The sequence below is a fragment of the Scytonema hofmannii PCC 7110 genome (genome assembly GCF_000346485.2).
Lineage (GTDB): Bacteria > Cyanobacteriota > Cyanobacteriia > Cyanobacteriales > Nostocaceae > Scytonema > Scytonema hofmannii.
On record NZ_KQ976354.1, the window covers coordinates 96,322 to 108,871 of the forward strand.

10 protein-coding genes and 1 pseudogene are annotated in these 12,550 nt (G+C 44.8%); 5 read left to right on the forward strand and 6 right to left on the reverse strand.

All coding sequences use genetic code 11. The features are described from left to right. Positions 1–84 precede the first annotated feature (84 nt). From pstS to WA1_RS00500, 6 genes and pseudogenes are all read right to left on the reverse strand, one after another. On the reverse strand, positions 85–1,161 hold the full coding sequence (pstS, locus tag WA1_RS00475) for a phosphate ABC transporter substrate-binding protein PstS (RefSeq protein WP_017742197.1): 1,077 nt from the start codon (positions 1,159–1,161) through the stop codon (positions 85–87). 78 nt (positions 1,162–1,239) lie between these two features. Continuing rightward, the gene (locus WA1_RS00480) at positions 1,240–2,100 is read right to left on the reverse strand and encodes an HAD family hydrolase (RefSeq protein WP_017742196.1); all 861 of its coding nucleotides are present in this window, start codon (positions 2,098–2,100) and stop codon (positions 1,240–1,242) included. A 15-nt stretch (positions 2,101–2,115) separates the two neighbouring features. Beyond that, the gene (locus tag WA1_RS00485) at positions 2,116–2,553 is read right to left on the reverse strand and encodes a hypothetical protein (protein ID WP_017742195.1); all 438 of its coding nucleotides are present in this window, start codon (positions 2,551–2,553) and stop codon (positions 2,116–2,118) included. Between the two features lie 145 nt (positions 2,554–2,698). After that, entirely contained in the window at positions 2,699–4,828 is a 2,130-nt protein-coding gene (locus WA1_RS00490) for a S9 family peptidase (RefSeq protein ID WP_272819036.1), read from the reverse strand. A gap of 661 nt (positions 4,829–5,489) precedes the next feature. Beyond that, positions 5,490–7,865, reverse strand: a pseudogene (locus WA1_RS00495) (efflux RND transporter permease subunit); the annotation flags it as partial. 10 nt (positions 7,866–7,875) lie between these two features. After that, positions 7,876–8,712, reverse strand: a complete 837-nt coding sequence (locus tag WA1_RS00500; RefSeq protein ID WP_017742192.1) for a CPBP family intramembrane glutamic endopeptidase — start codon at positions 8,710–8,712, stop codon at positions 7,876–7,878. Between the two features lie 327 nt (positions 8,713–9,039). Here WA1_RS00500 and WA1_RS00505 point away from each other — a divergent pair, with 327 nt between their 5' ends. The 5 genes from WA1_RS00505 (at position 9,040) to WA1_RS00520 (ending at position 12,537) form a co-directional block, all read left to right on the forward strand. Next, positions 9,040–9,831 (forward strand): DUF4336 domain-containing protein, encoded by a 792-nt coding sequence (locus WA1_RS00505; RefSeq protein ID WP_017742191.1) that lies wholly within the window; start codon positions 9,040–9,042, stop codon positions 9,829–9,831. A gap of 238 nt (positions 9,832–10,069) precedes the next feature. Next, positions 10,070–10,714 carry a DUF1772 domain-containing protein gene (locus tag WA1_RS00510; RefSeq protein ID WP_017742190.1) on the forward strand — a complete coding sequence of 215 codons (645 nt, stop codon included), beginning with the start codon at positions 10,070–10,072 and terminating at the stop codon, positions 10,712–10,714. A gap of 51 nt (positions 10,715–10,765) precedes the next feature. Then, complete coding sequence (locus WA1_RS59200) at positions 10,766–10,903, forward strand: hypothetical protein (RefSeq protein WP_158516572.1); 138 nt, start codon at positions 10,766–10,768, stop codon at positions 10,901–10,903. Between the two features lie 173 nt (positions 10,904–11,076). After that, on the forward strand, positions 11,077–11,679 hold the full coding sequence (locus tag WA1_RS00515) for an SH3 domain-containing protein (protein ID WP_158516573.1): 603 nt from the start codon (positions 11,077–11,079) through the stop codon (positions 11,677–11,679). 237 nt (positions 11,680–11,916) lie between these two features. Next, positions 11,917–12,537, forward strand: coding sequence for a DedA family protein (locus tag WA1_RS00520; protein ID WP_017742187.1), 621 nt, complete (start codon positions 11,917–11,919; stop codon positions 12,535–12,537). Positions 12,538–12,550 lie beyond the last annotated feature (13 nt).

The window sequence follows — 12,550 nt, forward strand, 5'->3', positions numbered from 1 at the left end:
TTACTTAACTGCATTTAACTTGAGAGTATCTTCAAAAGGTGGAAAACTTGTGGAGTCTCAAGCAGTTTATAATGTGGCGATGCATTACCGAGCCGCAATTTTTTCACTCACTGTTGATTGTACCCTTTGAGCAAGGTCATTTGATATAGGTATGTATCCAAGCTGTAAAGCGTATTTGTCACCTTCAGTCAACGCCCAGTTAACAAAGTTTTTGAGAGCAGTCGCTTTGGCAGGATTATCGTAGTCGTTATACAACAGGAGCCAAGTTAGACCCACAATTGGATAGGATTGCTCTCCAGAAGGGTCTGGAATTTCTAAGGCAAAGTTTTGTGGAATTGTCTGTCCTTCCAAAGCTCTAGCAGCAGACTCTGGTGATGGAGCTACAAATTGACCGGCTTTATTTTCCAAAGTTGCTATGTTTAAGTTATTTTCCTTGGCATAGGCATACTCAACGTAACCGATCGCTCCCTGAGTTTGTTGAATTTGGGCTGTTATTCCTTCATTGCCTTTAGCTCCGATTCCCACAGGCCAACTGACTGACTTACCAACACCCGCCTTCCAATTGGGACAAGCCTTGCTAATGTGATTGGTAAAAAGGAAAGTAGTCCCGCTACCGTCAGCGCGACGAACAAAGGCGATGGGAGTATTGGGTAGATTAACATTGGGGTTTTGCTTGGCAATTAACGGATTGTCCCATGTTTTGATATCACCCCGGACAATACCACAGTAAGCTTGGCGTGAAAGCCTCAAATCTTTGACATTACCTCCTAAATTGTAAGCAAAAACGACAGCACCACCTGTTAACGGTACTTGAATTGGTTCAGAATTGTATTTTGCCCGGAATTGTTCGCGTTCTTTTTCTGTTAGAGGTGCATCGGTTGCTCCGAAATCTACAGTTCTCTCTAAATACTGATTAACACCAGCACCACTACCTATTGATTGGTAGTTAATTTTGACATTTGGGTTTTGTTGGTTATACACATTGAACCAAGATTGATACAAGGGAGCAGGAAAGGATGCTCCAGCACCAGTAAGAGAGACTTGGTTACCTGGAGTCTGTGGTTGGCAAGATAATAAACCTGTAGTCAGTGCTACTCCAGTTACTGTGAGAATCCAATAAGGAGTTTTTGTATGATTAGAGTTGCCAAATTTTTGTAACATGATGACATTTTACTTTGAGAGATATTTAACTGAGCAGAAAATTTCGTCATTCCAATGATGGAGTTGTTTTTAGAAGTTCTACTCACCGACACTCAATTGCTGTAAAGAAATTTGTTTGCTGATACTTTCTACAGCAAGTGTTAGCGATCGCATCAGTTCGGAATTTTCGCTATAGTCAACAGGTGCGAGGTTGGCAACTCTCTGACTTTGAGTAATTCTTAACTCCCGTCCCCAATCTGTTGGCTTACCGTCCTTATAAAGACCAATAGCTGTACCCTGTTCTTGATTCATCAGGGAAAAACAGGGAATATCTGATGCACCATCCCCTATATAAATGACTTGCGTTAGTGGTACGTGCAATTCTTCTGCGGGTACATCTCGATAGACAAAAGTTTGCCCATCATCTTGTTGATGCTCAATTCCTTTTGCCAGTTGAAATAAATACCGGGTTTTCTCAGTATGGGTCACAATTTTCTTCAAAAACTCGATTCCGCCATATTGATTGTAGTGAAATTCACAGCCCCACATTCTTTGAAAATTTGGGGCTATGCAGTTGTGACAAGCAACTTCCACCATGCCGCAGGTAATCAGATAAAATTCAACTTCTACCTTTGGGTTGACTTCACTAGCGCTTTGTCGCAAACGCTCAAACATTTTAGTAACACCATCAAAGGGAGCTAATTTTTGACCAAATCTGGCAATATATTCCCGTGTAATTTTGTTGTCTTGTCGTTTTGATTCTTCAATCAGGGCGTAAAACCTGGCAAGAATTTTATCCCAGCCTTTGTCAATCAAGGGTTGAATTCGCTCCCGACGGAATTTAAGAGCGTCAATATCCAAGCTAAAGAGCAGGCTATCAACGGTATCTGGTACAAGGGTGTCGTCAAAGTCGAAAACTACAGCGATACGATTAGAAAAGGGTTTGGTCGAAACAGTCATAACAAAAAGCTCTCACTATGGTCTTTTAGCAAAAGTATTGGTAATTTTAGATAAAATCCTCAAGTAGCCAGGATGATTAGTTAAAAGTCGAGCAATTAATGGCAAAATAACCAGCGTTATAGATGTGGCAAAAATTAGCGATCGCGTTAAAAAGATAAGTCCTAAAAATAACAACCAACTGGGAATAATTAAGACAGCTAAAAGTATTGCGGTACGTCCAGCGAACTTATACCTTCTCCAGCGAAGCATTAACCAGCAACCTAATATTTCTCCCAAGCTTGCACATATTGTCAAACCAAATATTAGGGGAGTTGTTGCGAGAGTAAGGAGTTCAATTCGAGTCGTGTAAAACCCTGTTAGAAAAAGTCCTAACGCTATAAATAGTAATGCACCACTGAGTCCTCCAACTACAGATGCTATGTATCCTTTTGATTTTTTATTTGCGTAACTCATATAACTTGAATTTTTAACATCCACGCTTATCCAATAACACCAAGCAACTGCAACAACTGTCTTCCATCTTCACTAGTTCCATTCGCTCTCCTTGCTATTTTTGCTAAAGTGCGATCGCAAATCTTGTAGCGATCGTACTTGAGTTTTATTTCCCTACTTCTATTTTGGGTGGTCGTTGAGGTGCCTTAACATCTTCCACATCAACCGTTAAAGCTTCTAAGCGTGCTTTAACTTCTGGCGAGATTGACTCCTGAGCGCGTCCGTTCAGGTAACGGGCAAAGAAGGACTCTACAGCGGCAGCGACTGCCAGTCGATTGTCTTCACGTCTAAAACCATGCCCTTCATTGGGAGCAACCAGGTATTGCACCTGCCGACCCAAGTCGCGTAAGGCAACTACAATTTGATCGGACTCAACCTTTTTGACTCGCGGATCGTTTGCTCCCTGAATTACCAGCAGTGGGGCTTGAATCTGTTTGGCCGCAAAGAGGGGGGATTGCCGACGCAGACGCACTCTGTCTTCAGGGTCTTCGGGATCACCCACGCGCAGCATAAAGGTTTTTTTAATCGGCACCCAGTACGGTGGAATTGCATTAATCAACGTGATGATGTTCGAGGGTCCAACGTAGGAAATGCCCGCTTTGTAAAGTTTAGGAGTAAAAGCAAGACCTGCCAGGGTTGCATAACCTCCATAAGAAATTCCAAAGATACCAACTCGCTCTGGGTCGGCAATCCCCTGTTGGATCAGGTATTTCACGCCATCAGTGATATCGTGCTGCATGGCACCCCTGCCCCATTCCTCATTACCCGCGTTGAGGAATGCTTGACCGTAGCCTGTCGAACCTCTGAAGTTAGGCTGAAACACAGCATAGCCTCGGTTGGCTAAAAACTGAGCATAGGAATTGTAACCCCAAGTATCCCGCGCCCAAGGACCACCGTGAGGGATGACCACAACGGGAAGATTGCGCGGCTCCACACCTTTAGGGATAGTTAAGTAAGCAGGAATTTCTAAGCCATCGCGAGCTGTGTAGCGAATTGAACGCATGGGAGCCAGATATTTGCTGGGCAACTTTGGACGGGATTCGTAAAGCTTTTCGACTTTGCCTGTCTCCCGATTGAAGAGATAGGTCGAGCCGGGATCAACGTCGCTCTCAACCTTCACTAGACGCAGACGTTCGTCATTCGTGGCTGAATCGAAAAACAAATCTCCCTCTGGCAGTTTTGTTTGCAGTAAGGCGAGATCGCGGGCAAACTCTTGATTCTGGGGATAAATCCGCAGGCGATCGCCCACATAATAAGTTGCAATCAACTCGTCTGTTGCTTCTGAGAAAATTGCGCCGCCGAAATCAACTCGTCGCTGCGGATCGGCAGTGACTAACTTGCTCTGCTGAGTTTTGGGGTTGAATAGCACAAGGCGAATCAAGTCTACATCATTGCCTTTATTGGTCATCACGTAGACGCGATCGCCATCTTTATGAAAGCGGAGTGGAAAGCAAGTCTCTTCAAAGCTGCAAGTATACACAGGAACCAGGGTTTTTCCCTGATTCTCAACCCGCAAAATTTCTGTACCGCCATCCGTTGTCTGTCGCACCGCTAAACGAATATTGCCTTCCAAGTCTGCTACCCAGCTAGCAACATTTCGATCGTTTTTAATCAGTAATTCCCGTTCTCCGGTGGTCAGATTCACACGATAAACGTCATGCAACTGCGGGTTACGGTCATTCAAACCTACAATAATGTAATTGGGTGTTTTCTCTGGCACAGCGTAGATACGAGCCTGAATGTTCTCCAAGGGTGTTAGGTCGCGTGCTGGGGGAGCTTTTGAGCCTTGTGCAGGTATGGCACTAGGAGCAACAGCATAAATATGGAAATTCTCGTTACCCCCTTTATCTTGCCCATAGAGAATATATTTTCCGTCTTCGCTCCAAGCATAAGTTAGGATTGGGCTGTCTGTATCGGCAGTCACTGGGCGTGCTGCATCAAACGGTTCACCAAGGCGTTTGACCCAGACATTCAGCACGTCGTTTAGCGGCTTTTGGAAAGCTAAAAATTTTCCGTCGGGCGAGATCTGGGCGTTAGCAATCTGGGGATCGGCAAAGAAAAGTTTCCGGTCAATTAAGGGTGGTAGTTTGGCTAAATCGTTGTTGTTCAATGTATCAGATGCAGAAACGTTAAGCCTTTGGAATTGATTATTTTCTTGACTGATCGCGGCGTAACCCATCACCAGTTCCGAGAAGATCGCAACGAGTGCTATACCAGTTCTCTTTATCCATTTCAAAGTCAACCTCCTCTTAGCAGAATAATGATTTCTGATACAAATCCATAGTAGGAATTAGCGTTTGTGCTTGCTTCTTACTCTAGTCGCAATCTGGGTAGCTGTAAACAATTCATGATTTGATTAATCAAGCTATAAATAAGCAGGGTGCAAGGAAATTGATTAATTTTATAAATAAAATCAGACTTGCAGACAAGATGCTTTCTTGGTATGTACTTCACCTTAGCCAATCAGTATAAAGATTACATAAAAATTGTAACTTATTATGAACATTACTATTTTTAAGTTAAACCTAAAAAGTGGAAAACTCGTGGAGGAATTATCAGTAAGCTTTAAGTTTCATCTAGAGATGAGTAAAAAGAATACAGTCGAGATTCCGTTCACTAGCGTATGAGTCAAAGCGGCACTTTTCCAGTTCTTCCGGTATGCAATGATGCCAACCACTACGCCAAAGAAGGTAAGGAATAATAATCGTCCTAACGATGCGTCCACGATTACATGCTTGAGTGAAATGGTCTTTGATCGCATCCTCCGACCGAAACTCCCTACCTTGGCTACTGGCTGGATTCAACGATTCTAACGATTGGTTTAGTCATTCATTTGCTAAGAAACCCAGGAGAAATTGGTCTGATTAAGGATGTTGACCAGCCCTATTAATGGAACGTTATTTATTACTGCTAGTGCGGCGACGACGATGTTTTGAGAAGTCGTGGAGTAGTGCCATCAATGCTGGAACCACGGTCGGTGTCAGGATTGTGGAGAACGCTAATCCTCCTACTAAAGCAATGCCCAGTCCCTGATATAGTTCAGACCCCTGTCCTGGAAATATTGCCAGGGGTATCATTCCCAATACACTGGTGCCTGCTGACATAAAGATCGGTCGCAGGCGATCGCGGGTGGCGTTGTAGAGCGATTCGTTGTACTTCTGCCCCTCCTCTTGAAGCTGTAGTGCTCGCTCTACAATTAGAATGGCATTATTCACCACGACTCCAGTCAAAATCAAAAACCCCAGTCCGGTAATCATATCCAATGGCACGATCGCGCCTGGAATCCAGTTAACGAATACCAGACTCAGCAGCGCTCCAGTCAATCCCATCGGTACAGTTGCCATAATCACCACTGGGTAGAGGAACGAACGGTAAAGCGCTACCAGCAGCAAATAAGTAATCACTACGGAAAATACAAAGGCAGATGCAAGCTGTCCCACAGTTTCCGATAGCCGATCTGCCGAGCCAGCCAGTTCTACGCGAAATCCAGGCAGCAAATTTACCCGTAGGGGTGCCAAGATCTGATTTTCAGTCTGATTGACAAGCTGTCCTAACGGTGCATCAGGAGTCAGACTCACGGTTAGGGTGGTTGAGCGTTCTAAATCGACATGATTAATCACATTGGGTCCTGTCGTTTCACGCACAGTCGCCACATCCGCCAGCTGAATCTGTCCCCCTTGAGTGTTGGGCACAGCTGCCGTATCGGAAGGTGGAGTTTGGGGTATCTGATTGCTGTACAGCGATAACTGGCGCAATTGATCGGGTGTCTCAACAAAAACATCTTGCAACTGCACGGTGACATCAAGTTCTTCCTTGCTATCGACAAACTCAGAGGCAAAGCGCCCTCCCAAAGCGGCTTCGACCATCGCTCCGACATCTGATTCCGACAGACCCACTTCTGCCAAACGCTCTCGATTGGGAATGACTTGCAGCTCAGGAGCACCACTGACAGAGTTAGAGCGAACATTAGCGACTCCGTTCAATGTCCTGAACTTTTGGGTCACTTGTTGCTCTAGCTGATTGAGTTGCTCAAGATTTGGACCGATGAGCTGCACTTCAAATGATTTACCCGGATCGTTAAAGATGGGAACGCGAATGGGGAACAGGAAGCGATAGCCCGGATAGCCAAAGCTTTTCCCAATCAGTCGGTTGACCATATCTGCCAGCCCACTGCCTGTTGCCACTTCTGGCTTTAACGTGATGCCGATCGCCCGGAACTGAGGGAAATGGATAAAAAATGTGTCGGCGATTTCGGGCTGCTGTTTGAGGAACGTTCTGGCTGGAGCAGAAAGCTCTACTGCTTCTTGGACACTAGTACCGGGAAACGGCTCTGTCAACCACAGGATGAAATTGCGGTTTCCCTCTGGCAGATAGTCCGCAGGAGGCAGCAGAATGATACTGGAAACTAACAAAACAACAGGAATCGATAGCAGTGCGAGTCTGCGCTTCAGCCGACGGGGACCCAACGCCCAACCTACAGTTGCCAACAAAACGCCTTCTAACTTACTTTGCAACCGTTGAAATACTGCCGAAGTCTGCGCGACCAATCGCTCTAGCCAGTTGAGGACGCGGAGATTTTTGTTGGAGACTTCCTGGTGTCTCCGTGTCTCCGTGTCTCCGTCTCCTCTTCCCTGTGCCTCTGCTGGGTTAAAAAACAGACCCGCCAACATCGGCACTAACGTCAATGACGCAAACATGGATAACACAGCGGCTGCCGTAATCGTGATTGCCATGTCGGCAAACAACCGTGCTACTTCGCCTGTCACCAGCACCAGTGGCGCAAATACAGCCACGTTTGCTAGGGTTGCTGCGAGTATTGCCCCTCCTACTTCTTTCGTACCGTCGATAGCAGCTTGCAACTTACTTTTACCCTGCTGCATATGGGTAAAGATGTTTTCAATCACGACAATCGCGTTGTCTACCACCATCCCCGCCGCGAACCCCAGCGCCGCCAAACTGATGATATTGAGCGATCGCCCCAACAAGGCGCTGACAATGAACACAACGATCATCGCGGTCGGAATGCTGATGGCAACCACAACGACTGTACGGAGAGAACCCAAAAACAACAGCAGCACGGCGATCGCCAACACTCCACCCGTCAGCAAATCGCTTCGTACATTTGACACAGACTGGCCAATGTAAGTGCTCTCGTCGTAGGGAATTTCAAAGTCAATCCCCAGCCCTTCGCGATCAAACTGTGCCTCCAACTCGGCTAGCGTTGTCCGTACATCTCTGGACACCAGAGGCACATTTGCTCCCACCCGGCGTAAGCTTTAAGTTTCATCTAGAGATAAGTAAAAAGATTACAGTCGAGATGCCGTTCACTAGCGTATGAGTCAAAGCGGCACTTTTCCAGTTCTTCCGGTATGCAATGATGCCAACCACTACGCCAAAGAAGGTAAGAAATAATAATCGTCCTAACGATGCGTCCACGATTACATGCTTGAGTGAAAACAGAAAGGCTGTGAGCAACAGACCGTAAGCCAAACCAAGTTGCCTAATCAATCGGGGTTGAATCAATCCACGCCATAACCACTCTTCAACCAAGGGAACAAAGATACCATTTACAAGTAACAGGCTGGTGACAATAAGCACTGGAGCCATCTGAGGAAACAGCAGAGAACCCAAATAAGGACTTTGCCAACTAGGGAGTCGAACATTTCCCCAGAGCCATCGATCGACAGGATAGAGGAGATTTATTGAAATTAGAATTGCTAGCGCACCAATCCAGGGTAACCACGTCTTTGCCTGTGTCAGAATATCGTGTAGAACCAGGCTGATACGCTGTAAATTGCGCTGTGCTTTGGGCACAGAAATCCACACGAGCGGAACATAACACAAGACGAGCGATAACATATCGTTTACCTGCCCTGCTGCTAGGATGGGAAGCCAGCGAGCAACAAAACGCCGCGCAATGTATTCTGCGACAATGATGAGCGCGACCCATGCGATCGCCCAAAGAATTGGATTTTGTGAGATGAATTTTTTGACTATGATTCTCGACATTTGACTCCTGATGTAACTTCCCGGTTTAATTAGCGATCTCTTGTAAGAATTTAAGGTAAGCACTTGCAAACTTCCTTGAACAAAAGCAGTTTCCTCAAATACTTTCGTCAAAATCTCTTTGTAAGACTAGCAGAGCGTTTTGCAGCCATCAGATTTTTTTCCTACGTCAAAGCAGAAAGAACCAAAAATTCATAAGTTTAGTTTGATTTGTTAGGATTTAAATTAATTTTCCAAATTCTTTTTATTCAATCTGGTTGAATGTAAAGTTTAAGAAAAAGTTGAGTGGTTCAACTGTTTAAAGGAGTTATGAAAAATTTGCCATAGTTAGAGCTTAAATCTAAATAGTGGAAAACTAGTGGAAGACTTTAAAACATTTTTAAAAGTACTACTTGAGAGTTAGCGTTGCACAACTAAAGGATGATTAAAATAATTAGGTAGATGAAGACAGAGAACCCCAAGGCTGTTTCTATGAGTCACGACCCTATCGAGCTATATCAGCCAATCAATACGTTGAAACCAGTCGATGAAAATGTTTGGATTGTGGATGGGTCAATTGTCCGCATGGCAATGTATGGAACGACGATTCCTTTCTCGACTCGGATGACGGTTGTGCGGTTGAACAATGGTGAATTATGGTGTCATTCACCTATAGAACTGACCCAAGCACTGAAAACAGAGATTGATGCACTCGGCTCAGTTCGTCATCTGATCTCACCCAACAAGATTCATTATGCTCACATTAGCACTTGGGTTAAAGCGTATCCAGAGGCGACAGCTTGGGCATCGCCGGGAGTGCAAAAACGGGCTACCCAGCAGAAGATTCAAGTCACTTTTAGTGCTGACCTTGCCAATGAACCACCCTCACAGTGGGCAAATGAAATTGACCAGTTGATTTTTCGTGGTAGTCGATTCATGGATGAAGTGGTCTTCTTTCACCGCAAGAGTGCGACCCTGATTCTAGCTGACCTGATCGAGAACTTCGAGCCGAACAAAGTCAGTCAAACCTTTCGTTGGCTGTTAAAGCTGGCTGGTAGTACCGATCCGGATGGTAAAGCTCCACTTGACTTGCGACTAACATTCTGGGGACGCAAGAATCAAGCGTGTCAGTGTGTTGAACAGATGCTGCAATGGGAACCTGAAAAAATTATTCTGTCCCATGGTCGCTGGTATGCGTCTAACGGTGCTGCTGAGTTGCGGCGTGCTTTTCGTTGGCTGGGAGATTTTGATTGATTGATGAGTCGTCGCTTAAGAACAGCACTTTAATCGTTACTCCATGTTTGTTTCAGCGAGTTCCTGGGCGATCGCTATTCCTAATCGCTCCCAATTAGTACAAAATCTCCTTCCAAAGATAGTAGAGATCCAGTCACACCACTAACAATATTAAGGAAATCACGGTGGTCGTGGAGTGATACTTTATAACAAATGCAGAACTGGTATTCACATTCGAGACTCATGTACAGGGAAAATCGTGCGGTTAGATGTTGCTAACTTAATGCTAAAACAGACGACTGACGACACATATCTGCATAAAACAGTGGGCAAGCGTATTGATGGTGATAAGAACAAATGTTATGAAAAGAAGGAATTAACCATGTTTTTGAAAACTTGGCGATTTATCACAATTATCCTCACTGCACTTCTCTTGGGGACAACGTTCTCTCATGTATTGGAACTACCATCCAAGATGAGTTATGAAGCGTCGCTGTATGTAACGCTTAACCGACCGGGTGGTCTATACCAAGGATTTGGTACAGTCGGTTCAGTCATTGAAGTAACTGCTATCCTCTCAGCAATTGTGCTGTCATTCTTTGTACGCAAGCACCGATTGGTCTTTCAGTGGACACTGCTCGGCACAGTTTGTCTGGTGGTAGCCCTTGTAATTTGGTTCGTATTCATTGCGCCTGTAAATGCTGAGATCGATACGTGGACACTCAATTCCATTCCAGCAGATTGGACACAGTGGCGCAATCAGTGGGAATACACACACGCAACTCGCTTCGTAATTCACCTGATTGGGTTCAGTGCGCTGCTGATTTCCATACTAATTGAAACTCCAACGAATCGTTCGCGCGATCGCGTCCCCCGTAATGTTACTCAACTGACCAATCGCTGAACCTCTCTGTTGTTGCATCGTTGTTGCGTCACTTTCTACAACTTATACGGTGTGATTAACTTTGTAAACACTAACAACAATGCCAAGAGACAGCAAAAGAGTCAATGGAAGGGGATTAAACCTGTTGATGAAAATGTTTGGATTGTAGATAGATGGGTTCGTCCGTATGGCAATGTATGGAATAGTTAGAGAAACATAATAAAGAGTCTGTGCTGATTGTCGAAGGTATATACCCATCAGCGTTGCCACAAAACGCTAAATAGTACATCTGGCGCTGCAACTAGAAATATCAATGAATGTACTGAAATTCGCCATTCGCGGAGCAATATGCATTGAGAATTGTAATGGTTGTGACTTTTATTATGAAACAGAAGAATTTTTGTGACAGATACTCAATTTTAACAGCTTTGGTAGTCTTTCCTACAACGATTTTTGCAACTCCCTGTTTTGCTGTTAATATAGATAAAATTCACTCTATTCCGTTTTCTCATCCGGAAAGAGCTTTGCAGAAGAAGCAGGGTGAATATCAGCTGGCGCAATATTCGGGTAGCTGTCGTCAGGTTGCGGCAAGAAGTGGTCTTTACGTCTGGCAAAAGCCAACAACGATTAGTTCTGTAGTTGCTCTTTTAGACTATGGACAAGAGGTCACGATCCAAAATCGTGGGAAAAATGGATGGGTGCCAATTTCAGCCCCTGTAAAAGGCTATGTATTCAACACTGATTTTCTCATCTCCTGCCAAGCGGCGACACCCCCGAATCAAAACTTCTGTCGCAAGGTTGTAGCTGACGCAGGGCTTGTTGTGCGGCGAAAACCTTCTATTAATGCAGCGAGGGTTGGAGTAGTCGCTGATGGTCAAAATGTTTTAGTTGCGGAGCGGGGAAGAAATGGTTGGGTGCCAATTTCAGTTCCTTTGTTAGGCTATGTGCAATCAAAGTACCTTGGCTATTGCCCTGGAGGAGTATAAAACTGGGAGTATCAGCAATACAATGCCGTTTCTGTTACTTATTGCCTTTGTTTTCTGTTAACTGTCTATTTTTGAGCCAGTTAATTGTGCTGCCATGATTAATTGTTAGAATGGGTGAACCAACGCTAATTCGCATATTTTCCTCCTGAGATAATGTGTAGATATTAACAGTTCACCAGTCCACTTTTTGAAAACGTGGAAAGTTTTCGGTTCTCAGTTCTTAACTCAGTAAAATTCATGGTTGACTGGATTACTGACATTATTTCTTCCTTTGGTTATCTAGGTGTCGCTCTATTAATGGCGCTAGAAGGTGTCTTTCCTGTCTTGTCTTCGGAGGCGATCGTGTCTTTAGCAGGGTTTAGTGTCGCTCAGGGCAAGTTAGGCAACTTTTTTTGGGTGGTTGTGGCAGGGACAATAGGTTCTGTACTAGGTATTTTCCCTTGGTATTACGTTGGTAAGCGTGTGGGTAAAAAAAGGTTGAAACAGTGGATAGACAGACATGGTAAGTGGTTGACCCTATCTAATAAGGACATTGACAAATCAAAGCAATGGTTCGGGAAATATGGAGGCGCTGTGGTGTTCTTTGGTCGGCTAATTCCAACCATTCGCACCTACATTTCCATCCCCGCAGGTTTAGTAGAGATGCCTTTGCTTCCCTTCTTCCTCTATTCCGTCGTTGGTATTGTCTTATGGGTGGGACTGCTGGCATACACAGGTTATACACTGGGACAAAATTACTATCTGGTGAAAAAGTTCCTAAGTCCGGTTGCTCTAGTTGCGATCGCGGCGATCGTAATTGCATTTGGAAGTTGGTTGATGCATCGCAAGCGTAAGCAACAGAGAAACAACCAACGCTGACAGCTGGATTGCG